The 24,006-nt window shown below is 70.2% G+C and carries 22 protein-coding genes and 1 pseudogene; 17 read left to right on the forward strand and 6 right to left on the reverse strand.

Going from position 1 to position 24,006, the window contains the following annotated elements; translation table 11 throughout:
- Positions 1-28: 28 nt before the first annotated feature.
- Both V1634_RS14560 and V1634_RS14565 read right to left on the reverse strand, forming a co-directional pair.
- Positions 29-550 (reverse strand): annotated as a pseudogene (locus V1634_RS14560) (DJ-1/PfpI family protein); the annotation flags it as partial.
- An 11-nt stretch (positions 551-561) separates the two neighbouring features.
- Positions 562-1,512, reverse strand: coding sequence for a GlxA family transcriptional regulator (locus tag V1634_RS14565; RefSeq protein ID WP_331208319.1), 951 nt, complete (start codon positions 1,510-1,512; stop codon positions 562-564).
- 443 nt (positions 1,513-1,955) lie between these two features.
- On the opposite strand from V1634_RS14565, the gene V1634_RS14570 reads away from it, so the two are divergent.
- The 10 genes from V1634_RS14570 (at position 1,956) to V1634_RS14615 (ending at position 12,955) form a co-directional block, all read left to right on the forward strand.
- The gene (locus V1634_RS14570; protein ID WP_331208320.1) at positions 1,956-3,158 is read left to right on the forward strand and encodes a dipeptidase; all 1,203 of its coding nucleotides are present in this window, start codon (positions 1,956-1,958) and stop codon (positions 3,156-3,158) included.
- Positions 3,155-4,792: an ABC transporter substrate-binding protein gene (locus V1634_RS14575; protein ID WP_331208321.1), complete on the forward strand. Its 1,638-nt coding sequence runs from the start codon at positions 3,155-3,157 to the stop codon at positions 4,790-4,792. The genes V1634_RS14570 and V1634_RS14575 overlap by 4 nt, the downstream gene beginning before the upstream one ends.
- A gap of 35 nt (positions 4,793-4,827) precedes the next feature.
- Positions 4,828-5,781, forward strand: a complete 954-nt coding sequence (locus tag V1634_RS14580) for an ABC transporter permease (RefSeq protein WP_107256591.1) — start codon at positions 4,828-4,830, stop codon at positions 5,779-5,781.
- 178 nt (positions 5,782-5,959) lie between these two features.
- Positions 5,960-6,856 (forward strand): ABC transporter permease, encoded by an 897-nt coding sequence (locus V1634_RS14585; RefSeq protein ID WP_331208322.1) that lies wholly within the window; start codon positions 5,960-5,962, stop codon positions 6,854-6,856.
- Positions 6,857-6,860: 4 nt separating this feature from the next.
- On the forward strand, positions 6,861-8,036 hold the full coding sequence (locus tag V1634_RS14590; RefSeq protein WP_331208323.1) for a M24 family metallopeptidase: 1,176 nt from the start codon (positions 6,861-6,863) through the stop codon (positions 8,034-8,036).
- Positions 8,033-8,902: an alpha/beta fold hydrolase gene (locus V1634_RS14595; RefSeq protein ID WP_331208324.1), complete on the forward strand. Its 870-nt coding sequence runs from the start codon at positions 8,033-8,035 to the stop codon at positions 8,900-8,902. Before V1634_RS14590 ends, V1634_RS14595 begins: the two co-directional genes overlap by 4 nt.
- Positions 8,902-9,900 (forward strand): ABC transporter ATP-binding protein, encoded by a 999-nt coding sequence (locus V1634_RS14600; RefSeq protein ID WP_331208325.1) that lies wholly within the window; start codon positions 8,902-8,904, stop codon positions 9,898-9,900. The genes V1634_RS14595 and V1634_RS14600 overlap by 1 nt, the downstream gene beginning before the upstream one ends.
- Positions 9,887-10,879, forward strand: a complete 993-nt coding sequence (locus V1634_RS14605) for an ABC transporter ATP-binding protein (protein WP_331208326.1) — start codon at positions 9,887-9,889, stop codon at positions 10,877-10,879. Before V1634_RS14600 ends, V1634_RS14605 begins: the two co-directional genes overlap by 14 nt.
- Positions 10,880-10,915: 36 nt before the next feature.
- Positions 10,916-12,118, forward strand: coding sequence for a dipeptidase (locus V1634_RS14610; protein WP_331208327.1), 1,203 nt, complete (start codon positions 10,916-10,918; stop codon positions 12,116-12,118).
- 108 nt (positions 12,119-12,226) lie between these two features.
- Entirely contained in the window at positions 12,227-12,955 is a 729-nt protein-coding gene (locus V1634_RS14615; RefSeq protein ID WP_331208328.1) for a GntR family transcriptional regulator, read from the forward strand.
- A 54-nt stretch (positions 12,956-13,009) separates the two neighbouring features.
- On the opposite strand, the gene V1634_RS14620 is transcribed toward V1634_RS14615, so the two are convergent.
- Positions 13,010-15,085: a hypothetical protein gene (locus V1634_RS14620; protein WP_331208329.1), complete on the reverse strand. Its 2,076-nt coding sequence runs from the start codon at positions 15,083-15,085 to the stop codon at positions 13,010-13,012.
- A 328-nt stretch (positions 15,086-15,413) separates the two neighbouring features.
- On the opposite strand from V1634_RS14620, the gene V1634_RS14625 reads away from it, so the two are divergent.
- The 5 genes from V1634_RS14625 (at position 15,414) to V1634_RS14645 (ending at position 18,184) form a co-directional block, all read left to right on the forward strand.
- On the forward strand, positions 15,414-16,298 hold the full coding sequence (locus V1634_RS14625; protein WP_331208330.1) for a helix-turn-helix domain-containing protein: 885 nt from the start codon (positions 15,414-15,416) through the stop codon (positions 16,296-16,298).
- On the forward strand, positions 16,291-16,494 hold the full coding sequence (locus V1634_RS14630) for a DUF397 domain-containing protein (RefSeq protein WP_331208331.1): 204 nt from the start codon (positions 16,291-16,293) through the stop codon (positions 16,492-16,494). Before V1634_RS14625 ends, V1634_RS14630 begins: the two co-directional genes overlap by 8 nt.
- Positions 16,495-16,840: 346 nt before the next feature.
- On the forward strand, positions 16,841-17,101 hold the full coding sequence (locus tag V1634_RS14635; RefSeq protein WP_331208332.1) for a hypothetical protein: 261 nt from the start codon (positions 16,841-16,843) through the stop codon (positions 17,099-17,101).
- A complete protein-coding gene (locus V1634_RS14640) occupies positions 17,098-17,805 on the forward strand; it encodes a hypothetical protein (RefSeq protein WP_331208333.1) in 708 nt (235 codons plus the stop codon). The genes V1634_RS14635 and V1634_RS14640 overlap by 4 nt, the downstream gene beginning before the upstream one ends.
- A complete protein-coding gene (locus V1634_RS14645; RefSeq protein WP_331208334.1) occupies positions 17,753-18,184 on the forward strand; it encodes a hypothetical protein in 432 nt (143 codons plus the stop codon). Before V1634_RS14640 ends, V1634_RS14645 begins: the two co-directional genes overlap by 53 nt.
- 205 nt (positions 18,185-18,389) lie before the next feature.
- Here V1634_RS14645 and V1634_RS14650 read toward each other — a convergent pair whose 3' ends face one another.
- Complete coding sequence (locus V1634_RS14650; protein ID WP_331208335.1) at positions 18,390-18,809, reverse strand: GntR family transcriptional regulator; 420 nt, start codon at positions 18,807-18,809, stop codon at positions 18,390-18,392.
- Positions 18,810-18,936: 127 nt separating this feature from the next.
- Here V1634_RS14650 and V1634_RS14655 point away from each other — a divergent pair, with 127 nt between their 5' ends.
- Together V1634_RS14655 and V1634_RS14660 are read left to right on the forward strand one after the other, a co-directional pair.
- Positions 18,937-21,189: a DUF6461 domain-containing protein gene (locus V1634_RS14655; RefSeq protein ID WP_331208336.1), complete on the forward strand. Its 2,253-nt coding sequence runs from the start codon at positions 18,937-18,939 to the stop codon at positions 21,187-21,189.
- A gap of 52 nt (positions 21,190-21,241) precedes the next feature.
- Positions 21,242-22,072, forward strand: a complete 831-nt coding sequence (locus tag V1634_RS14660; protein ID WP_331208337.1) for an NmrA family NAD(P)-binding protein — start codon at positions 21,242-21,244, stop codon at positions 22,070-22,072.
- A 53-nt stretch (positions 22,073-22,125) separates the two neighbouring features.
- Here the strand turns inward: V1634_RS14660 and V1634_RS14665 are convergent, their stop codons facing one another.
- Both V1634_RS14665 and V1634_RS14670 read right to left on the reverse strand, forming a co-directional pair.
- On the reverse strand, positions 22,126-22,968 hold the full coding sequence (locus tag V1634_RS14665; protein ID WP_331208338.1) for an ABC transporter permease: 843 nt from the start codon (positions 22,966-22,968) through the stop codon (positions 22,126-22,128).
- A complete protein-coding gene (locus V1634_RS14670) occupies positions 22,965-23,975 on the reverse strand; it encodes an ATP-binding cassette domain-containing protein (protein ID WP_331208339.1) in 1,011 nt (336 codons plus the stop codon). The genes V1634_RS14665 and V1634_RS14670 overlap by 4 nt, the downstream gene beginning before the upstream one ends.
- Positions 23,976-24,006 lie beyond the last annotated feature (31 nt).

The following is a 24,006-nucleotide window of genomic DNA, read 5'->3' on the forward strand; positions in this document are numbered from 1 at the left end:
GCTGGGGGTCGTACTCGATGGCGAGCTGGATGGCCTCGGCGGTGGTCCGGTCGGCGAGCCGCGCGGCAAGGGTGAGTGCCATGTCGATTCCGGCGGAGACCCCGGCCGCGGTGAGCAGTTTGCCGTCGTCGACCACCCGTCGAGCCGAGTAGGTCGCGCCGAAGGAGGCCAGCCGCTCCGCGCTCCGCCAGTGTGTGGTCGCGGTACGGCCGCGCAGCAGTCCGGCGGCGCCGAGCAGCAGCGAACCGGTGCAGACCGACGTCGTCCACCGGGTGCCGTCGTGCACCCGCCGGATCCACTCCGGCAGTGCTCCGCCGGCCAGGTGTGCGTCGACGCCGGGGCCACCGGGCACCACGAGTACGTCACAGGAGTCGACGTCGTCCAGCGCGACATCGGCCGTCAGGGCCAGGCTGCCGACGTTGTTCCGGACCGGCCCGGTGGCGGTCGCCGCGAACACCACCTCGGCGCCGGGCAGCAGCTTGAGTACGTCGTACGGCCCGACGGCGTCGAGCGCGGTGAACCGGTCGAAGAGTGGGATCACGATACGCATGGCGGGTCCTCTCAGCCGAAGTGTTGGCGGTACCGGCCGGGGGTGACCCCGACCGTGCGCCGGAAGCGGCGGTGCATCGTCTCGACGGTGCCGAACCCGCAGCGCCGGGCGATCGATCCGAGCGGGGTGTCGGTGGTCTCCAGCAGGCGCCGGGCGGCCTCGACCCGGGCCGCCTCGACGTACGCGGCGGGGGTCTGGCCGGTCTGCGCACTGAACACCCGGGCGAAGTGCCGCTCGCTCATCCCGGCCCGGGCGGCGAGGATCGGCACGGTGAGGTCGTCGGCGAGGTGCTCGACCACCCAGTCCTGGAGCTGGCGCAGCCCGCCACGGGCCGGCCGCTGCGCGGCGAGCTGGGTGCTGAACTGGGCCTGGCCGCCGGGACGTTGGACGAACATGACCAGTCGGCGGGCGATGGTCCGGGATGTCTCGGCTCCCCGGTCCTGTTCGACCAGGGCGAGTGCGAGGTCGATCCCGGCGGTGACCCCGGCGGAGGTCCAGACGGCACCGTCCCGGACGAAGATCGGATCCGGTCGTACGGTCACCGCCGGGTACCGGCGGGCCAGTTCGGCGCAGCTCCCCCAGTGCGTGACCGCCTGCCGGCCGTCGAGCAGCCCGGCCTCGGCCAGCAGGAATGCCCCGCTGCACACGCCGGCCACCCGTCGGGCCCGCCCGGCGGCCGCGCGGAGCCAGTCGATCAACCGCCGGTCGGCGCACGCCTCGACCCGGCCGGCGCCGCCGACGACCACCAGCGTGTCGATCGGCCCGACGCACGCGTCGAGGCCGAGGTCCGGCATCACGCTGAGGCCGCCGCTGGCGGTGACCGGCCCGGGCAGCGGTGCGACGGTCTCCAGCCGGTAGCCCGGCGCGAGCCGTTCGGCCTGCGCGAACACCTCGTGCGGACCGGTCAGGTCGAGCACCTGGAATCTCGGATAGATCACGAAAACGATACGGCGGTGGTCCACGCCTCCATCGTTTCGGCCGGGCGGGCGTGGCAGCAATGACGGGCCAGTGACGATTTCAGCCACCCCGCGCGCGCCGATCGTGCCCGGCACGCGCGCCGTCGCCTCCGGGCAGCGTCCCAGAGTTTGGGGTGGGGCCCCCGCCAGCGGTCGACCGAACGGGTTCGCCGGTGGGTCCGATCGGCAGTGGTCAGACCTCCGAAAAGTTGCTCTTCGGCCCGGTGGGCGGCCGGTCGAGTCGGCGGCCACACCGCCGACGACGACCGTTTCTCGCCTCGGCACGGCTTTTACCAGCAGATTTCCGGCGCTGCGGCAGCGGGGTGCGGCAGATAACGGTCAGATTACGAGATCTTCCCAATGCGCAGCGAGTTCACGTACGGTCCCGGAAAGGCAGGAGGTCAGACCTCCATCCTCATGCCTCTGAGTGTTCCGAGGTGAGCTGACTAGTGCAGGAACGTGCTTCCCGCTATACGGGATACCGGTCGTTCGACTATCTGACCCCGCAGGTCGACTTCAAGGTGTTCGACCTCGCCCCACAACTCGGCCGGGTGCCCGCGCACGACCTCGGCCTGACCGACGAGCAATCCGACCGGGTCTCCCGGCTGCTGCGCGAGCACGCCGCGATCTCGCTGCACGAGCACCCGAAGATCCTGCCGGCCGACGTGACGCAGCTGCGGGACTACAACCGCACCGGGCGCAACTCCTTCGGCTTCGAGGGGCTGGCCCGGTCCGGCATGACCGCGGTGTTCGACAACTTCATGAACGGCACCGGCTGCGTCACCAGCGAGCACGCCTGGAAGTGGGACGACGTCATCTACGACATCGGGCTGCGCTTCGCCGACATCGCCAAGCAGGACTACGTGGTCGTGGCGACCACCCTGGAGGAGATCTTCACCGCCAAGCGGAACGGCCAGCTCGCCCTGGTGGCCGGGCTGGAGGCGGCCACGATGATCGAGAACGAGCTGGACCGGATCGACATCCTGTACGGCTTCGGCGTGCGCCAGATGGGGATCGCGTACAGCCAGGCGAACATGCTCGGCTCGGGGCTCTCCGAGGACCGCGACGGCGGGCTGACCCACTTCGGCCGGCGCGCCGTCGACCGGATGAACAAGCTCGGCATCGCCATCGACGTCTCGCACTCCGGCGACCGGACCTCACTGGACGTCATCGAGGCGAGCCGGGTACCGGTCTTCATCACCCACGCCGGCGCCCGCACCGTCTGGGACACCCCCCGGATGAAGCCGGACGACGTCATCCGGGCCTGCGCGGAGCGCGGCGGTGTGATCGGCATCGAAGCCGCCCCGCACACCACGTTATCGCAGGCGCATCCGCACCACTCGATCGAGTCGGTGATGGACCACTTCGTCTACTGCGTCGACCTGGTCGGCATCGACCACGTGGCGTTCGGCCCGGACACCAACTTCGGCGACCACGTCGGGCTGCACGACAGCTTCACCGGCCACCTGGCGATCGGCAAGGCGCACGGCGCCGTCGACCACCCCCGGGTGCCGTACGTCTCCGGCCTGGAGAACCCGGCCGAGTGCTTCAGCAACATCGTCGGCTGGCTCGTCACGCACGGCTACTCCGACGACGAGATCGCCAAGGTCATCGGCGGCAACATCATTCGCGTACTTCGGGAGGTTTGGTGAGCAGGACATTTTCCGCCCGTACCCGCCGGTGGCGGGTCGCGGTCGCGCTCGGCGCGGCGGCCGCACTCGCCCTGTCCGGGTGCGGGCTCAACGAGGACAACTCGTCGTCCGGGGAGAACTCCGGCGGTGGCGACGTACTGCGGATCGGCACCACCACCGACGTGTCGAACTTCAACCCGCTCCAGTCGCTGAGCAAGACCGACTCCTGGATCCTCAACGCGATGTACCCGCACCTGCTGCGGATCGACGAGAACGCCAAGAAGGCGCCGGAGCTGGCCAAGGAGTACACCTACGAGAACGGCGGCAAGACCGCCGTGTTCCACCTGCGCGACGACTTCACCTGGACCGACGGCAAGCCGGTGGTGGCCGAGGACGTCAAGTTCAGCGCCGAGTCGATCATGAAGTACAAGCTCGGCAACGTGGCCGCGAAGCTGACCTGGGTCACCTCGATCGAGGCACCCGACGCGACCACGGTGAAGTTCCACCTCTCCCAGCCGTACGCGCCGTTCGCCGAGGGCGTCGGGTTCTGGATGTCGGTCGTGCCGAAGCACGTCTTCTCCTCCGCCGGTGACCTGTCGAAGTTCGCCAACGACTCCGACTGGGTCGGCGCCGGGCCGTTCGTGCTGGAGAGCGCCACCAAGGGCCAGCGGTACGTGATGAAGCGCAACGACAGGTACCCGCTGGCGCCCGGCGGCAAGCCGGCGGTCGGCAAGGTCGAGTTCCGGCTCTACCCGGACGTCAACACGATGATGCTGGCGCTGCGCAACGGCGACATCGACCTGATGGGTACCCCGGTCCCGGCGTCGGCGGCGAAGACCTTCGCGAACGACTCGAAGATCAAGCTGGCCAAGGTCGGCGCGCTCGGCTTCGCCCACCTGACCTACAACATGAACAACAAGGACCTGGCCAAGCAGGAGGTCCGGCAGGCGCTGTCGATGGCGGTGGACACCAAGTCGATCATCTCGTCGGTGCTCCAGGGTGACGCCCAGGAGATGGCCGGGCCGATCTCGCCGATCTTCGCCGACTACGACAACACCGAGATCCAGCCGTACCCGTTCGACCCGGCCGGGGCGAAGGCGAAGCTGGCGGCGGCGGGCTACTCCGACGGCAACGGCGACGGCCTCTTCGACGGCCTCGAGCTGGGCGTCGCCTGCGACCAGTCGAACGCCAACATCACCCGGGTGGTCCAGCTCTTCCGGGAGAGTGCCGCGAAGGCCGGCATCAAGCTGACCAACGAGTGCGTGGAGCGGAACACCTTCCTGTCCCGCACCAAGGACGGCGAGTACGACATCGACGCGTCGCAGTGGGGCGTCTTCGACAACCCGATGGACCAGCTGCGCAGCACCTACCTCTCCAGCAACCCCGGCGGGATCAACTACAACCTGCTCAAGTCGCCGGAGATGGACCAGCTGATCAACGACGCGGCGGCCACCACCGACCCGGCGGCGTTCGCCACCAAGATCAAGAACATCGACAAGGTGGTGCACGAGCAGGCGTACCTGACGCCGCTCTACGTGGAGAACTTCCAGTTCGCCTACAACGCCAGCAAGTTCACCGGCTTCGTGGCCTCGCCGTCCGACCTGCTCGGCATGGTCACCGCCTACTCGCTGGCCCAGGTCAAGCCGGTCGGCTGACCGGCGCGACGACGTAGAAGGGAGGGGTCCCCCACGTGGCACGCTTCATGCTCAACCGGGCGCTGAAGGCCGTACTGACCGTCTGGATAGCGATCACCGCGACGTTCTTCCTGCTCCGGTTGCTGCCGGGGGACCCCACGACCCTGATGGTCGAGGGGGACATGACGCCGGAGATGCGGGCGGCGCTGCTCGAGACGTACGGGCTGGACCGGCCGCTGCTGGAACAGTACGTCTCGTACCTGCGCGAGCTGCTGCACGGCAACTTCGGCATCTCGTTCCGGCAGATCCAGCCGGTCACCGACATCCTGCTCGACCGGCTGCCCTGGACCCTGCTGCTGGCCGGGGTGGCGTTCCTGCTCACCATCGCCGTCGGCATCCCGATCGGAGTGTCGGCGGCGGCACACCGGGGCCGCTGGCCGGACAAGCTGCTCCAGGGCTTCGGCATCGCCGGGCACGCCCTCTTCGTGCCCAGCGTGGCGATGCTGCTGCTGGTCTGGCTCGGCGCCCGGCTCGGCTGGTTCCCGATCGGCGGGGCGATCGACCCGGACACCCGGGGCGCGGCCGCCTACCTGAGCCTGGCGCACCACCTGGTGTTGCCGGTCGCGTCGCTGGTACTGGTACAACTCGGCCCGTACGCGCTGACGCTGCGGACCAACCTGATCGACGTACTCGGCGAGGACTACATCCGGGCGGCCCGGGCCCGGGGGCTCTCCGGCCGGCGTCGACTGTGGAAGCACGGCCTGCGTAACGCGATCCTGCCGGCGCTGACCCTGATGGGGCTGCAACTCGGCACCCTGGTCGGCGGCGCCGTGCTCACCGAGACCGTCTTCGCCTATCCCGGCGTCGGCCGGCTGATCTTCGAGGCGGTCGGACAACGCGACTATCCCGTCCTGCAAGGAGCGTTCATCATGCTCGCCATCACCGTGGTGGTCGCCAACGCGCTCACCGACCTGCTCTACGCGGTCCTCAACCCCCGGATCCGGCTGTGAGTGCGAGGAGTGAGCCGGGTTTGCGAGCCCCGCAGTCGCGAACGGAAGAGGCCACTGTGAGCGCGAGGAGTGAGCCGGGTTTGCGAGCCCCGCAGTCGCGAACGGAAGAGGCCACTGTGAGCGCGAGGAGTGAGCCGGGTTTGCGAGCCCCGCAACCGCGAACGACCGAGGTACAGCTATGAGTGCGCCGTTGGTGACCGAGGCGGAGGCGGCGGCGACCGCTCCGGCGGCGGAGCGGACCGTCGGGGCCCGCTCGGCGTGGCGGACCTTCTTCCGGCAACCGTCCGGGCTGCTCGCCGCGATCGTGCTTGCGGTGATGGTGCTGCTGGCGATCTTCGCTCCGCTGATCGCGGACGAGCCGGGTGGCACCAGCCCGAACGTGCTCCAGTCCCCGTCCGGCGCGCACCTGTTCGGCACCGACGACCTCGGCCAGGACATCTTCGCCCAGGTGGTCTGGGGGACCAGGACCAGCCTGCTGATCGGGGTGGCGGCGTCGCTGATCGCGATCGTGCTGGGTACGGCGATCGGGCTCGCCTCGGCGTACTTCCGCCGGGTCGACGCGGTCGGCACCGTCGTCACCGACGTGATGCTGGCACTCCCCACACTGCCACTGATGATCATGCTGGCCGCGATCGTCAACCCCAGCGTCTGGACGCTGACCGTGATCATCGGCGTCTTCGCCTGGCCCGAGGTGGCCCGGCTGATCCGCTCGCAGGGGCTGGTGGTCAGCGCGATGCCGTACATCGACGGGGCCCGGGTGCTCGGCGCCACCGGATGGCGGATCGTCACCCGGGAGATCCTGCCGGCGGTGGTACCGCTGATCGTGGTCAGCGTGCTGCTCACCGCCTCCCGGGCGGTCATCTCCGAGGCCGGGCTGAGCTTCCTCGGCCTCGGTGACCCGGACGCCTGGTCGTGGGGGCGGATCCTGCTCAACGCCCAGCGCAGCGGCGTGGTCGCCATCGCCTGGTGGCAGACCCTCTTCCCGTCGCTGGCCATCCTGCTGCTGGTACTCGCCGCGACGGTCGCCGGCATGCGCTTCAACGACATCCGAGACCCCCGCCGAAACGGAGGCTGACCCCGTGCGTCTGCCCGACAGTTTCTACTCGTCCGTCCGGGCCCGGCTCGCCGAGGCGCTCGACGCACGCGGCCTCGACGGGTTCCTGGCCACCTCCCCCGCCGACGTGGCGTTCCTCTCCGGGTTCTTCTACATCGCCACCGAGCGGCCGGTCTATCTCTGGATGCCCCGCGAGGGCGACCCGCTGCTGGTCATCCCCCGCCTCGACGAGGAGTACGCCGCACAGCAGGGCGTCGGCGTCGAGACGGTGAGCTACTTCGAGTTCCCCGGCGTGGTCAGTGCCGAGCAGACCCTCGGCACGGCGCTGGCCAGCCGGGGCGCGAAACAGATCGGGGTGAGCGCCGGACTGTCGATCGGGGCGTACCGGGCACTGTCCCGGGCGCTCGGCGGCAGCACGCTGGTCACCACCGACGCGGTGGCGAAGCTGCGGCTGCGCAAGTTTCCCGAGGAGATCCCGTTCCACGAGGCGGCGGCACGGATCTGCGACGAGATGCTCGCCGCCGGCCGGGAACTGATCGCCGACGCGCTGCGCCGGGGCGCCGAACTCCCCCGCGAGGACGAGATCGCCCGGCACGTCATCGGGTACGGCACCGACCGGATGTACGCCGACTACGACCTGGTGGTCTACACCACCAAACTGGCCGGCGGGCTGGTCTACGCCGGCCCGAACTCGGCGCTGCCGCACGGCCTGCCGACCCGGCGGCGGGTACGGCCCGGCGACACCCTGATCCTCTCCCTCGGCGCGGCGGTGGCCAGCCGGTTCGTGGAGAGCGAACGGACCTTCGTCATCGGCGAGCCGACCCCGGAACAGCGGCGCTACTACGAGGCGGACCGGGAGGCGCAGGAGGTGGGCACCCAGGCGATGCGGGCCGGCCGCACCTGCGCCGAGGTCAACAAGATCTGCCTGGACGTGCTGCGCGGACACGGGCTGGGTGAGTACATCCGGCACCGGCAGGGGCACGGGATCGGCTTGCAGAACCACGAGGCGCCCTGGGTCGCCGACGGCGACAACACCGTGCTGGAGCCCGGGATGCTGCTCTCCAGCGAGCCCGGCGTCTACGTCCCCGGGCACGCCGGCTACCGGATCTCCGACACCGTACTGGTCGAGGAGACCGGGCCGCGCCGGCTGACCGGATATCCACGCGATCTCGCGTCCAACATCATCGAGGAGGTCCGATGACCGTCGACAGCTCGCCCAGTTTCGCGGGTCGACTGAAGATCAATGGCGCCGAGCTGGTGGTCGAGGCGTTCGGCCCGGAGGACGCACCGGCGATGATCGTGCACCACGGCGCGCCCGGGCTCGGCTCCCGCTCCGAGCCGAAGCGGTCGTTCGGGCCCTTCGCCGACCGGTACCGCGTGATCGTCTTCGACGCGCGCGGCTCCGGCGAGTCCAGCGACGACGAGCCGTTCACCCACGCCCAGTGGGTCGCCGACGTGGACGCGATCCGGGAGTACTTCGGCTACGAGACGATCGTGATGGCCGGCGGCTCGTACGGCGGCTTCATCTCCCTGGAGTACGCCGTCGCGCACCCGGCCCGGGTCGCCGCGCTGATCCTGCGGGACACCGCCGCCGACAACGGGCACAACGAACTCGCGGTCGAGAAGGCGAAGAACACCGACCGGACGGCGATTCCACAGTGGGCGATCGACCGGATCGGCACCGGGCACTTCGAGAGCAACGAGCAGCTCCGGGAGTACTGGAAGGCGATCCTGCCGCTCTACGACCACCAGCACGACCCGGCGAAGGACGCCGCGAGGCTTCACGCCACCCGGTTCCACTACCGGACGCACAACGCCGCGTTCGGGCAGAACATGCCGCGCTACGACCTGAAGCCGCAGCTTCCCTCGATCACCTGCCCGACCCTGGTCACCGTCGGCCGGCACGACTGGCGTACCCCGGTCGCCGCCTCGCAGGTGATCGCCGACCTGATCCCGAACGCCGAGCTGGTGGTCTTCGAGCACTCCGGGCACTCGCCGCAACTGGAGGAGCCCGAGCTGTTCCAGCGCACCGTACGGGACTTCCTCGACTCGGCCGGGATCCGGTAATGGCCCTGCTGGAGGTCGAGGAGCTGCGGGTCAGCTTCCCCGGGCCGGGCGGCGACGCCGGGTCGGCCGGCGCGGTGCAGGCGGTCAACGGGGTGTCGCTGGCGCTGGAGTCCGGCCGGACGCTGGCGATCCTCGGCGAGTCCGGCTCCGGCAAGAGCGTCACCGCGCAGGCCGTGATGGGAATCCTCGACGTACCGCCGGCCAGGGTCAGCGGCTCGGTCCGGCTGCGCGGCCGGGAGCTGCTGACCCTGACCCCGAAGCAGCGGGACCGGGTCAGCGGCGAGGAGATCGGCATGGTCTTCCAGGACGCGATGGCCGCGCTCAACCCCGTCTACACCGTCGGCGAGCAGCTCGGCGAGCTGCTCCGGGTCCGCCGGGGGCTGTCCCGGTCCGCCGCCCGGCGCCGGGCGATCGAGCTGATCGACCGGGTGCACATCCCGGCCGCGAAGGACCGGGTACGCGACTATCCGCACCAGTTCTCCGGCGGGATGCGCCAGCGCATCATGATCGCGCTGGCGATCGCGCTGGAGCCGGACGTGCTGATCGCCGACGAACCGACCACCGCGCTGGACGTGACCGTGCAGGCACAGGTGATGGAACTGATCGCGGAGATCCAGCGGGACAGCGGAATGGCGCTGCTGCTGATCACCCACGATCTGGGGGTGGTGGCCGAGGTCGCCGACGACGTGGCCGTGATGTACGCCGGCCGGATCGTCGAACGGGCCACCGTACGGCAGATCTTCGCCGGCCCGGCGCACCCGTACACCGAGGGGCTGCTCGCCTCGATGCCCCGGATCGACCGGCGCGACGAGGAGCTGTACGCGATCCCCGGCGCCCCGCCGAACCCGGCCCGGCTGCCCACCGGCTGCCCGTTCCACCTGCGCTGCCCGCGCGCCGACGACGTCTGCCGGGCCACGCTGCCGGCGCTGGAGCCGCTGTCCGAGGGCCGGGCCAGCGCCTGCCACCACCGGGAGGAGTTGCTGCATGTCAGCCGATGACGAGCTGGTGCTCCGGGTCGAGGACCTGGTCCGGCACTTTCCGGTGAAGGGGCGGCTGCCGTTCACCTCCGGCGGTGTGGTCAAGGCCGTCGACGGGGTCTCCTTCGCGCTGCGCCGGGGCGAGACGCTCGGCATCGTCGGCGAGTCCGGCTGCGGCAAGAGCACCCTGGCCCGGATGCTGGTCGGGCTGGAGCGGCCGACCGCCGGCTCGGTACGCTTCGGCGACGCGGTGGTGCACGCCGCCCGGGGCCGGGACCTGCGGGCGCTGCGCCGACGGATCCAGATCGTGCTCCAGGACCCGTACACCTCGCTGAACCCACGCCGGACGATCCGGGAGATCCTGCTCCAGCCGTTCGAGATCCACCCGGACGTGCTCGACCGGGGGCGCCGGCTGGATCGGATCAAGGAGCTGCTCGACCTGGTCGGGCTCGATCCGAGCGTGCACCTGGACCGCTATCCGCACCAGTTCTCCGGCGGGCAGCGGCAGCGGATCGGCATCGCTCGGGCGCTGGCCCTGCAACCCGACGTGATCGTCTGCGACGAGCCGGTCTCCGCGCTCGACGTCTCGGTCCAGGCCCAGGTGGTCAACCTGCTGGAACGGCTCCAACGGGAACTGGGCGTGGCGTACGTCTTCATCGCGCACGACCTGTCGGTGGTCCGGCACATCTCCGACCGGGTGGCGGTGATGTACCTCGGCAAGCTCGTGGAGAGCGGCCCCGAAACGATGCTGTACGACACGCCGGCCCACCCGTACACCAAGGCACTGCTCTCGGCGGTGCCGGTGCCCGAACCGGTCGGCCGGGGTGAGCGGCAGCGAATCCTCCTCGCCGGCGATCCGCCCAGCCCGGTCGACCCACCCTCCGGTTGCCGGTTCCGGACCCGCTGCTGGCAGGCGACCGAGACCTGCGCCATCACCGAACCACCGCTGGCCGGCGGCGACCGCGCGGTCGCCTGCCACTACCCGCTGGCCGCCGCCTAGCCGCTCGCACCGGCTGCGTTTCGTAAGGAGAAAGTCTTGCTGCAAGAACCCGCTTCCCGGTACCAGGGCCACAAGTCCTACTCGTACCTGGAGCCACATGCCGACTACCGGGTCTTCGACCTGGCCCCGGAGATCGGTCGGGTGCCCGAGCACGACCTCGGGCTCTCCGACGCGCAGCGGCAGCGGGTCACGCGCCTGCTCGCCGAGCACATCGCGATCTCCCTGCACGAGCACCCGGTGATCCTGCCGGCGGACGTCACCGAGCTGCGCGCCTACAACCGGACCGCCCGGCAGCGGACCGGCTACGAGGGGCTGGCCCGGTCCGGGCTGACCGCCGTCTTCGACAACTTCATGGCCGGCGCCTCCTGCGTCACCAGCGAGAACGGCTGGAAGTGGAACGACCTCGTCTACGCCCTCGGGATGCGGATGAGCGACCTCTACCAGCAGGACTACGTCAAGCTGGCCACCTCGCTCGACGACATCCGGGCGGCCAAGCGGGACGGCCGGCTGGCCCTGGTCGCCGGGTTGGAGTGCAGCAGCCCGATCGAGAACGAACTCGACCGGATCGACATCCTGTACGGCTTCGGGGTGCGGCAGCTCGGCATCGCGTACAGCCAGGCGAACATGCTGGGCGGTGGGCTCTCCGAGGCCCGGGACGGCGGGCTGACCCACTTCGGCCGGCGCGCGGTCGACCGGATGAACAAGCTCGGCATCGCCATCGACATCTCGCACTCCGGCGACCAGACCTGCCTGGACACCATCGAGGCGAGCCGGGTACCGGTCTTCATCACCCACGCCGGGGCGCGGTCGGTCTGGAACACCTCGCGGATGAAGCCGGACGAGGTGATCCGGGCCTGCGCCGAACGCGGCGGTGTGATCGGCATCGAGGCCGCCCCGCACACCACGCTCTCCGAGGCGCACCTGGAACACTCGCTGGAATCGGTGATGGACCACTTCACCTACTGCGTCGACCTGGTCGGCATCGACCATGTGACGTTCGGCCCGGACACGATGTTCGGCGACCACGTCGGGGTGCACAAGACGTACGCCGGCAACTACGGTCACGACTCCGGCAACAAGCCGGAGCACCCCAGGGTCGAGTACGTCTCCGGGGTGGAGAACCCGGGCGAGGCGTTCGGCAACATCGTCGGCTGGCTGGTCAAACACGACTACTCGGACGACGAGATCGCCAAGGTGATCGGCGGCAACACCATCCGGGTACTGGAACAGGTCTGGTAACGACGTCGGGTGGTGGGGGTGCACCCGCTCGGACGTCGATCCGGCGGGTGCCCAACTACTACACTCCGTACGCCGTAGCTGGCGCGGCGGAGCGAAGAGGTGAGGTTGATGGCTCGGCGCGAAACCGCGCTACAGACCGCGCAGGTCCAACTGCGCGATCTGATCGGCAGCGAGTTCCGGACCGGCGACAAGCTGCCCAACGAGCGCGAGTTGGCCGACCGGCTGGCGGTCAGCCGGGCCACCGTACGGGAGGTGCTGGGGCAGCTCGCCGCCGAGGGCGTACTGACCCGGACCTGGGGTGTCGGCACCTTCGTCAGCGAACCGGCCGAGCGGGTACCGGTGTCGATCGGTGACGTCACCGCACTGCGGGACCGGATCACCGCCTCCGGCCACCGGCCGGCCTTGCAGGACGCGGCGGTGAGCCGGGCCGAGTGTCCGGACGACTGCGCGAAGATCCTCGGGCTGGACGTCGGCTCACCGGTCTGGCGGGTCGACCGGCTCTTCGCCGTCGACGGCGTCGCGGCGGCCTGGATCCGCGACCACCTGCCGCTGCGGGTCGGCGACCGTGACCTCGACCCGTCCGGCCTGGTCAGCATCGACCTCGACATGTTCGAGTTCCTGGCCGGCGCGACCGGGATGCCGGTGTGCCGGGCCGAGATCGAGTTCGCCGCCGTACTCGCCGACGAGGCGGCGGTCGGCCGGCTCGGGGTACCGGTCGGGCATCCGCTGGTCAGCGCGACCCAGATCGGCTACAACGCGGAGGGGTTGGCGCTGTTCCACGGGCACATCACGGTCCGGACCGACGTGCTGACCCTGCGGATCACCCGGGGCGCCTGAGCCTGCCCCGCGCGCCGAAGCCTCACGGGCTGCATAGCGCAGGGGCGTCGGGGGTCAGACAGCGCCCAGGCCGAGAGCGGTGAGCCCGGCCGTCAGGTCGGCGGCGCTGACCAGATGACGTAGGCCCCCCTGCTCGCGTACTCCGATCCGGCAGTCGGCGCCGCTGAACCGGACGGTCACCCACTGTCCGGCATGGTGCGCGCCGAGCCGGCGCAGCATCGGCTCCGGGTCGGCGGTCGGGTCCGACATCGACGCCTGCGGCACCGCGATCGGTTGCGCGGGGTCGTCCGGTACCGCCTCGGCCAGCACACTGCCCAGGTAGTCGAGGGCGTAGGCGATCGCCCCGGCCAGCGTCGGCCGGCCCGCCGGTTCCTCCTCCGGCGCCGTCGGGGCGGGGACGGTGATCTCGACGTACCAGCAGACGCCCTGCGCGCGTAGCGGGTCGTCGGCGTTGTGCCGGTTGTCGCGTACCGAGACGTCGACCGCCAGGCCGAGGGCGTGGGCGAGCCGGATCAGGTGGGCCAACGGCGGCACCTCGGGTGGTGCGGCCAGCACGATCAGCCGGCCGCCGGGTCTGCCCCGGCCGGACTGGGCGAGGTGCTGGGTCAGCGGCTCGACGCCGGTCACGTGCAGCGTGACGTACCCGTCGCGGAGATCCTGGTCGACCGGCCAGCCGCCGTCGGCCTCGGTGAGGTCCTCCGGTCGTACGCCAAGGGTCGTGGCGTGGGTGGCCAGCCGGAAGCGCTCGGGTAGCTGGACCACCGGCTTGCCGCCGGGCTGGGTCGCGACCAGCGGCGCGGGCGCGGCGTCGCCGGCCCGCCAGTTGAGGTGTACGACCTGGTGGTCCAGGTCGGTGAGGGTGACGACCATGCCCTGGAAGATCCGGTGGCTGTCCAGGCAGGTGTGGCAGGTCAGCATCCCGGCGCGCAGTCCGGTGCCACCGCAACTGGCGCAGTCGGGATCGGCCGCAGGAGCACCGACGGTGCAGAAGCAGGGCCGCAGCCCGTTGCCGGGGTCGCAGGCCGGGCACGGGGTGTGCGCGATCGCGTCGCCGAGCCAGCCGGGGTCGGGTGGTTCCCAGCCGCGCCGCAGCACTTCGGTGCGGCGGCGCAGAAGCTGGCCGGTTTCCCGCTCGACCAGTCGTTCGGTCCGGCCGGCGACCCGCAGGCCGGTGTACCACCAGCGCCCGTCCCGCCAGATCGCGCAGGCACCGGGCAGCGGCTCCCCGGTGCGCAGATCGGCGCACTCGGCGACCACCCGACGCTCGACCTGGTCCAGGTCCCGGGCGGGCCGCGCCGGGTCGGGGGCCGGTGCGACCGAGGGGACGAGGTACCGGGCCGGCGCGGCCAGGCCGCGCGCCGCGATACCGGAGATCGCGTACGCCACGGTGACGGTGCCGAGCGCCTCGGTCAGGCTGGACGCCGTCCCGCGCCGGGTCGCCGGCACCGCCGCCCCGGGTACGTCGAAGCGGATGTCCCAGAGCAGATCGTCGTGGCCGTGGCACAGCCGGCGTGCCTCCAGCACCAGGTCGAGGCAGAGCCGGTCGGCGAGGTCGCAGAGCTGGCCGAGCCGTTGCTCCGGGACGACCGGTGGCGGGGCGACGCTGCGGCCGAGGTACACCTGCCAGCTCTCGCCGGGGTGGCCGGCGATGGCCCGGGTCTCCAGCGCAAGCCGCTGGTCGTCGGGCAGCTCGGGACTCCACTCGCGGGGCAGCCACACGGCCGACCCGTCGCCCGACTGCCCGTGGCAGTCCGACCAGGTGGCCGCGCCGACGGAATCGGCCAGTTGGTCAACCAGCGGTTGCAGGGGCAGATGCCATCCGCCGCCGGGCGCCGGCCGGGGCGGCACCGTGCCCGGGACGACACTGGCCGAGGCGACCTCACCGGTGTCCACGTTGGCCACGGTCAGCACGAGCTGCGCCCGCCGCTCGCCGCGCTGCCCGCACCGATGGCAGGCGGTCGCAATCTGGCCGACGCCGCGACACATCCGGCATTCCTGGTACGGCTCCCGGGGTGCCGGATCGTCGGTGACCAGCATCCGGTTGCCGTATCCGACGCAGAGACAGGCGCCGACCGTGAAGGTGAGTCCGTCACAGCTCGGGCAGGTGACGACCACGGGCCGGCCGGTCATCGGCCTGTCCACGGCTGCCCGGCCTGGCGTGACCCGTCGGTTCGCCGATCGCGATCGGGTCGGTGGCGGTAGGTGGAATGAATACGACGGAGATTTGCGCGCACGGCAGCGCCATCCTTTCGCCGAGGATTGTTGATCAGCGCGGCGACCCAGTCGGAAACTGTATGGACGGTCGCCTCTCGAGGGCCATCTTGTAGCGTGTGACGGGTGGGTGGCAACGAATTCTCGCAAGAAATCGCCATCGCCTGTTGACTTATTTTTGGTCAACGGATAGACGTTTTATCGGAGGCGGCAGGATGTTGCAGAATCGAACGCGGGGAGTGATCAGATGACCGAGGACATGGGTTCGACCGTGCCGCGCCGCCAGCTCGGCCGAACGCTCAAGCAGCTCCGCACCGAGGCCGGGGTGACCCTGGACGCGGCGGCCGATGCCCTGGAGTGCAGCCGGCAGAAGGTCTGGCGGATCGAGAGTGGACTCGGCGTCGTCCGCTCGCTCGACGTCAGGGCGATGTGCGCGCTCTACGACGTCAAGCCGGACCTGGTCGGCGCCCTGGTCGGGCTGGCCACCCAGACAAAGGCCAAGGGCTGGTGGCACGCGTACGGCGACGCCATCCCCGAGTGGTTCGAGCTGTACGTCGGCTTGGAGTCTGTGGCCTCGCGACTGCGCTTCTTCAAGAACACGCTGATACCGGGCATCGTCCAGACCCGTGGATACGCCTCAGGGATGTATGGCATCGACCAGCCGGAGATGAGCGACGAAGATCGGGAGCGCGCCGTCGAGGTGCGACTGCAACGGCAAAGCCTGCTGACCCGGCGCCTGCCGCCCGCGCCCAACGTGGAGATGGTCCTCTCCGAGGCGGTGCTGCTGCAGCCAGTCGGTGACCGGTCCGTAATGGTCGAACAGCTCCAACACATGATCGAGGTAGCTGACCTGCCCAACGTCTCGGTTCGAGTGCTACCGCTGGCTGCCGGTCCACACCACGGCACCGTGGCGGGTGAGTTCGTCCTGCTCGACTTCCCGTCCGGTAACCGCAATACGCCCGAGCCACCGATCGTCTACAGCGAGTCGCTGACCGGAGCCCTCTACCTCGACCGCGCAGCCGAATACGCCGCCTACGAGAAGGTCTGGGCCAGCCTTAGCCGGCTGGCGCTGGATGAGGGACAATCGAAGAACCTGATCAACAAATTCATCGGGGAGCTAACCCATGGTTGACCTGACCGACGCCGAGTGGCGCAAGAGCAGCCGGAGTGCTGGCAACGGTGGCGAGTGCGTCGAGGTCGCCGACAACCTGACACACGTCGTCGCCGTACGCGACAGCAAGGACCAGGCAGGGCCGGTCCTCGCCTTCCCGCCGTACACCTGGTCCGCCTTCGTCGACGGAGTCAAGACCACCAGCATCGCCCGCTGACCGACCCGCGCCAACCAGTGCCCTCGGCCTTGGCCGGGGGCATCTGCTGTTCTCTCCATTCCCGAAGCGGAGGATCTGACCTGGTCGGACGCTCAAGTCTTTCAGCCCATGCTGTCGGCTCCAGGGCAGCGACCGATCGATCACACCCGATAGGGTCCGGCCATCGGCCAGACGTGGAGCTTGACTCGGGCCGTGTCCCGACGGCTCGCGCCGGTGGCTATACGACGACGGCGATCTGGAGGACCAGCGTGGCCAGCAACGATGGCGTGAGGGTGGCACTCGCACGAGCGGCCGAACAGGTCAGCGGCACCGTACCCCAGACCGCCGGGTGATCTGGGGGCAGTCAGTGACGATCGATGAGGTCAAGGGCACCCTCCGCGCCGGCATCGAGGCAATCGAGCGTGGCCGCTCCACATTCGAGCAGGCTGCTTCCGACGCCGCCGAAGCCATCGCGCGTGCCCACCAGCTCCTGCACGACAGTCGGGATGGCGACGTCCAGAAGGTGCGGAAGAATCTGACCGAGGCGGAGGGCGAGGTCAGGCCGACCGTCGGCCGATTCCTCGCCGCCGAGGGCAACGCCACGTCCTACCTCGCCGACCTCGGATGACCGGCAGCGTCGGCGATGTCGTCGCCCAGTTGCTTGCAGTGCTCCGAAGCCTGGACGCCGCCGCCGTCACCGCATTGCGTGCCCAAGCCGACGCCGACCAGGCCGAAGCACACGTCACCGAGGTCGCCAGGGGCACCAACCACAACCACATCCGGCAGGCCGTCACGGCCAGCCGCACCGCGAGCGAAAAGGCCGCCCGGTACGCCCGGCTCCTCGCGAAGGCAAACGAGAACCTGACCACCTACATCAACAAAATCGCACCAGGCTCAACCCCCACCCACCAGGCCGCCGAAGCCGCAGCACCGTCAGGTGAGCAGATTGTGGCGGACGCTGAGCGACGTTCAAACGCGAAGCGTAACCTCGACAGCTTCCTGGGTAGGATGACGCGTGATGTCGAGTCCGTGCAGGACGGCGCGAAGTCCGGGACAGAACTGACCCAGCAGGTGATCAGCATCTTCCGTAACCCTTCGGGGCCGTCTGGGAGCCAGCAGGCCGGGACGGGCACGCCGACCTTGTCTGCGCCCGCGCCGAAGGCCAAGATTGACGTGCCCGAAGCCGCAGGCCACATAGTTGTCGCCGGGCTGGTGGTCGGGATCGCATTGCATAAGTCGGGCCAGATGATTCGCAGTCAGATAGCGAGGTTCAAGAACCGTGGGCACAAGGATCGAACTGAGCGAGCTAGTCCGCGCGATAGCTCGTCGTGACTGGGGAAGTGCGGACCGCCTCACCGCCGAACTGGATCAGTTGGGCTGGCAGGGCGCTCCTCAGGTCATCGGTGCGGCCTTCGCGATAGCGGTTAACGACCGCTTCGACTCAGCCACGGACGTCCGCGACATCGCTCGCTACGTCTCCGACATCCGTGGGCGCTACCAAGACGGCAATCAGCTGTCCGCCTTGGACGTGGAAGGGATGATCAGAGCTGCCCTTGGCGAGGTAGAACTGGCCGACAGCATCAATCCCGAGGTCGCCTTCCAAGTGCAAATCTTTGTCCTTGGAAATCTGCTACATGACGCGGATCTGACCGAGCCGCAACTCGAAGAGTTCATCTCGCAAGTCGAGCAAGCAGCAGCAAGGTTCATGTGAATCGCCCTGGCCCGGACCATCGCCGCTCCACCATGAGCAGTCCCGGACGAAGCCAGAGCCACCCTTGTGGGCAAGTCCGGGCCTTGCTTATTCTCCGCGGCCCTCGGTCTCCAATAACCATTCGGTAGTCTTCTCGATCCCTCTGGTCGTAGTAGTTCTGGAGGCCGGGGGTCGGTCAACGAGCACCAGCCTCAATGGGGACGAGTCAGGTGGCCGACGTCCGGGTACCCGTGGTCAACGCCGCCTGGACGATCCGGATGGCCTCGTCCGGGTCTATGCCGAGGCTGGCGACCACGGCCGCGTACTCGGCGGCGGCCCGTCGCACCCGTTCGCGCCCCTGCGCGCCGGCCGCCGACACGAAGGAGCCCGCCCGCCCCCGGGTCTCGATCAGGCCAGCCTCCTCCAGTTCCCGATAGGTCCTGGCCACCGTGTTCGCGGCCAGACCGAGATCGGTCGCGAGCTGGCGGATCGGCGGCAGGCGGGTACCCACGACCAGGGCATGGTCCTGGATCTGCCGGGCGAGCTGTGCACGCAACTGCTCGAACGGCGGCACCGTCGACGCCGTGTCGATGACTATCCCTGGTACCGCGTCCAACGCGCCCCTTCCCACCAAGCCTCCGCTCATGTAGCAACCGTTGTAGCAGGACGATACGCCATAATCCGCAGCGCGGCCGGCGAAGGCTTGGCGGCCAGCCGTGAGATGAGTCAATGGTTAGAATGCGCCGTCCGCTACGGGGAGGACGCGAGACGCTGTGGTCGAGGTTCCTGACGAGGTTCTGGCGGAGTTGGCCGGAGCGGTCGCCGCCGCGTTGCCGCTGCTCGTCGCCCGCGTGCCGCCGGCACCGGGGGCCGAACTCGGTCGGCTGCGGGCGATGGCCGACGACGACGTCTGGCCGATCCGCGAACCGACCGCCCCGCACCTGGCGTTCGCCGGGGTCCCTTCCGGCGGTCGGGCCCGAGCCTTCGCCGGGATCCGTCCGGGCGGCCGGGCCGGGGCGACCCACTCGCCGGTACAGGACGCGCTGGGCACGCTGCCTGCGTTGCTGACCGAACGCCTGCTCGGTGCGCTGGAACTGACCGTGGCGGAGCTGGACCTGACCGGCGCCCCGGACCTGACCGGCTTTCTGCCGGAACCGTTCACCGGCAACGTCGCCATCGCCACCATGGGCGGGCAGAGCGAGGCGGTCAGCGGTGCCGCCCTGCTCGGGCAGATCCGGCCCGGTGCCGTACCGCTGGTCGTCGCGCTGGCCCGTCGGCTGGCCGCGCATCCGCAGGTGTCTCCGCGGCTGGAGGTCGCGCCCGACCTCACCGACGAGTCCGCTGTCGCTGCCGCACACGGCGCGGCATGGCTCGGGCTGGCCGTGGCCACCGCCGCCGCCGTCCTGCCCCGGGTGGGCATCCCCCGCTGGGCCACGGCAGCACCGGCCGTGCTCGGCGTCGGGATCGGCACGGCGGTACTGCTGCTGCGCGACACCCCGATGCCGCCCGGTTACGCGGCGGCGGTCCTGGCCCGGGCCAGGGCGGAGTACCTGCTGCCCTGCCGGTCGAGCGGATCGGTGCCGGTGTCGGGCCACCGGTTCGCGCTGCTGGAGGGCGATCACGTTCCGGAGGTCGATTTCGGCGGCAACGGGCTGGTGGCGGTCGTCCCGGGCGGCGCGGTGATCCGCACCGGTACCGAGAGCGGACACGTCCGGCTGCTCCTGACCATCTTGGACGGACCGCCGCCGGAGGTCGCGACCGGTTGGGAGGAGATCGTCGAGGTCAGCTGGCGGGCGGCCGTCGGCGGCGCCTCGGTGATCGGACCCGACTCGGGTGAGCCGGGGCTGCGCCGGGCCACCCCACCATGGCCGGGCGACTACCGGCTGCGGGTACACGCCCGGGGCAGGGACGACACCGACGATCCCGACCGCGAGCACTACGAACTCGTGGTGTGGCAGGCACCCAGCGCACCCGAAATCGTGTACGCCCGCACCGACCGGCTCGGCCACCGGTTGCGCGGCGAACCCGAACCTGCACGCCCCGAACGGCCGGAGGCCGCCTACCGGTGGGTGCGCCGCAGCGCCCTCGCCGAGGCCGCCACGGTCACGGTGGTGACCGGGGCGAGCGCCGACGAGGTGCTGCGCGCCTTCGGTGCGGACCCGGACCGACCGGAGTCGCTGCGGTCCATCGGCGAGGAGCTGATGAGCCGGCAGTCGATCGATCCGTGGGTCGCGGTGCTGGATGTCGGCGATGCCGTGGTCGCCGTCGAGTACAACGGCTGGCAGGGTTCGACCGAGCCCGTGCTGACCCGGGCCTCCACCGGCGGGCGGGCCGCCAGCATGTACTGGAACGTCAACGCGCTGACCCGGCTGTCGTTCGCCGAACAAGGCGACGTGCTGCTCTCGGTGGAACCGTTCGGCGCGATCGAGGCGCCACCGCCGGTCGCCGTGATGCTCGCCGACCTCGACTTCGCCGACCACCACCGCGGCAAGCGGCTGATGGGGCTGGTCGCGGTGCAGCGGTTCACCGGCCACGGCATCACCGCCGAAGCCCTGGCCCGGATCGAGGCCGCCGACGTCGCCTTCCGGATCGTGCCGGACCTGCCGACGCTGTACCCACGCCGGTCGGGACCCGGTGACCTGCTCGGGGACGTCGCCGAGGCGCTGACCGGACTACCCGAACCGCAACTGCGGGACCTGGCCTGGCAGGTCGCCGCAGAGGCCGCCCGGTACGCCGGGATCGGCGCCGACCCGGACATCGTCGCCAGCATCGCGGCCCGTGCCCTGACCACGGACGCGCACCTGCGCGCCCGCCGATCCCAACTCGACGACGGTACGCACCGATGGGTCTGGCTCGCCCTGCACCGGGCGACGAACCCGGACCCGGTCGCCGCCGTCACGGAGACGGTCGACGCGGCCCGCTACGCCGCCGGCCCGCACGCGGCGAACCTGCTCGCCGAGGCGCAGACCCGGATCGCCGAAGCGCGATCCGGTGCCAGCGGATCCGGGCTGCGCCGACATCCTTGACGTCAAGCGCGGTTGAGCTTCTAGCGTCGTCGGCGACGAGAGGGGTGCGACTATGACGACGCTTGTTACCGGGGCCACCGGCAACACCGGACGACACGTGGTGGCAGAACTCGTCCGCCGAGGAGAACACGTCCGGGCCCTGACCCGGAATCCGGCCGCTGCCACCGGCAGGTTTCCGGCCGGCGTGGAGCTGGTGGCCGGTACGCACACCATGCCGGAGAGGTTGGACGCCGCCCTCGACGGCGTCAACCGGTTGCACGTCACGGTGACGACGGGGCTCGCCGAGGTCGGACCGGAGTTGGTTCGACGGGCGGTTGCCGCGGGGGTGGACCGGATCACCGTGCTCTGGGGTGGCGAGGTGGGGCCGGTCGAGCAGGCTGTGGCGGACTCGGGTGTGGGATGGACACGCCTGGAGCCGCAGGAGTTCATGTCCAACACGTTGACCTGGGTCGAATCGATCCGGACCGAAGGGGTCGTGCGCGAGCCGTACGACTTTCCCAGTGCGCTGGTCCACGAAGCCGACATAGCGGCGGTGGCTGCGGTGGCACTGCTCGACGACGGCCATGCGGAGCGGGCGTACAACCTCACCGGACCCGAAGCGCTGACGACACGCGAACGGATCGCGATCCTGTCCCGGGCCATCCACCGCGACATCACCCTCGTCCCGATCACGCACGAACAGGCCGTCGACAGGCTGATCGCCACCGGCGTACCTCGGGCGGAGGCCGAATACGTCGTCGGCTGGTACGCCGCTCCCGACGAGGCCGCCAGGACCGTCGTCGACACCGTCGAGCAGGTGACCGGCCGCCCGGCCCGCACGTTCGCGCAGTGGGTGGCCGAGCACGCGGAGAGGTTCCAGGCGCCCCCGGTCGAAGCCGGCTAGGTGTGTGAGCCAGCAAGACCGACCGGGGGCGAGGGCGGTGGCGGCGCTGGCGATCAGCGACCGAGGCGCTGGTACTGGCGTACCGCCAGGGGCAGGAAGATCGCCGTGATGACCGCAGGCCAGAGCACGGCGGTGGTGACGGCGTGCTCCTCGATCCAGTACCCGCTGGCCACTGCGGGAGACTCGAAGAGTTCCCGGATCGCACCGGCGGTGGAGGAGACCGGGTTCCAGGCGGCGACCGCGCCGAGCCAGCCGGGCATCAGGTCCGGTGGCGCGAAGACCGAGGAGACCATGCCGAACGGGAAGGCGAGCGCGAAGAGGTTTCCGGCCGCCTCGGTGTTCTTCAGCATCAGCCCGAGTTGGATGCCGACGAAGATGAGGGCCGTACGCAGCCACAGCAGCAGCGCGAAGGCGGTCAGCGTCGCGGCGAGGCTGCCCCCGGGACGCCAGCCGAGCACCAGCGCGATGACGACCAGGATGGCCAGGTCCACCGTGGCGTGGATGACGTCGGCCAGGCCGCGTCCGGTGACCACCGCGGACGAGGCCATCGGCATGGAGCGGAACCGGTCGATGAAGCCCCGTTCCTTGATCATGGCGACCGCGAAGGCGGTGTTCATGAAGCCGAAGGCCATGGTCATGGCGAAGAGACCGGGCATGGCGTACTCCAGATAGCCGGCGCCGGCACCCTGCCCCGAGACGTCCATGGCGCTGCCAAAGACGTAGACGAACATCAGCACCATGACGATCGGAAAGCCGAGCTGCCAGGCGAAGTTGGAGGGCTGCCGGACGAGGTGCACCATCTCCTGGATCAGGATCGTCCAGCAGTCGACGACCGCCCATTTGACCCGGCTGCCGAGGGTGTCGGTGGTCTCCGGTGCGAGGGGGATCGTCGTCATCTGCTGGCCTCCAGTTGAGCGGTCGGGCGGATCGCGTCGGGGTGCGTGTCGGCGCCCCGGCGTTCTTCGGTCAGGTGCAGGAAGGCCTCGTCCAGGGTGGGGCGGCGCAGCCCCAGGTCGGCCACGGCGATGCCCCGCTGGCGCAGTTCCGAGGCGACCTCGGTCAGCGCGGCCACGCCGTTGTCCACCGGAACGCTGACCGCGAGTACGCCGTCGTCCACCGTGGCCGTACGCCCGGCGGCGGCGACCTTCGCCGCGAGGGTGCGGATCGCCGGCAGGTCGGCCGGTTCGGCGGCGACGATCTCGAGTCGTTCGTTGCCGATCCGGCGCTTCAGCCCGTCCGGGGTGTCCTCGACGAGGTTCCTGCCGCGATCGATGACGCCGATCCGGTCGCAGAGCCGGTCGGCCTCGTCGAGGTAGTGGGTGGTGAGCACGACCGTGGTGCCGCGCGAGGCGAGATCACCGACCGCCTGCCACACCTCGCGTCGTCCGGCCGGGTCCAGCCCGGTGGTGGGCTCGTCCAGGAAGAGCACGTCGGGGGCGAGGATCATGCTGGAGGCGAGGTCGAGCCGGCGGCGCATCCCGCCGGAGAACTTCTTCGGGGTCTTGTCCGCGGCATGGGCGAGGCCGAACTGGTCCAGCAACTCCTGGGCGCGTTGCCGGGCGGCGGCAGCGCCGATGTGGAACAGCCGGCCGAACATCACCAGGTTCTGCCGGGCGGTGATGTTGTCGTCGACCGCCGTGTTCTGCCCGGTCAGGCCGATGCGGCGGCGCACCAGGCGGGGCTCGGTCCGTACGTCGTGGCCGGCGACCTCGGCGCGACCGCCGTCCGGGCGGAGCAGGGTGCACAGGATGCGTACGGCGGTGGTCTTGCCGGCGCCGTTGGGTCCGAGCAGTCCGTAGACCAGGCCGCGCGGCACGGCGAGGTCCAGCCCGGCCAGTGCCTGGGTGTCGCGATATCGCTTCTGTAGGCCCTCGGTGAAGACGACGTGGCCGGAAGTGGGCACGGAAAACCCCCTAGACTGGGTACGGTGTACG

The organism is Plantactinospora veratri, assembly GCF_036421995.1.
Taxonomy (GTDB): Bacteria; Actinomycetota; Actinomycetes; order Mycobacteriales; family Micromonosporaceae; genus Plantactinospora; species Plantactinospora veratri.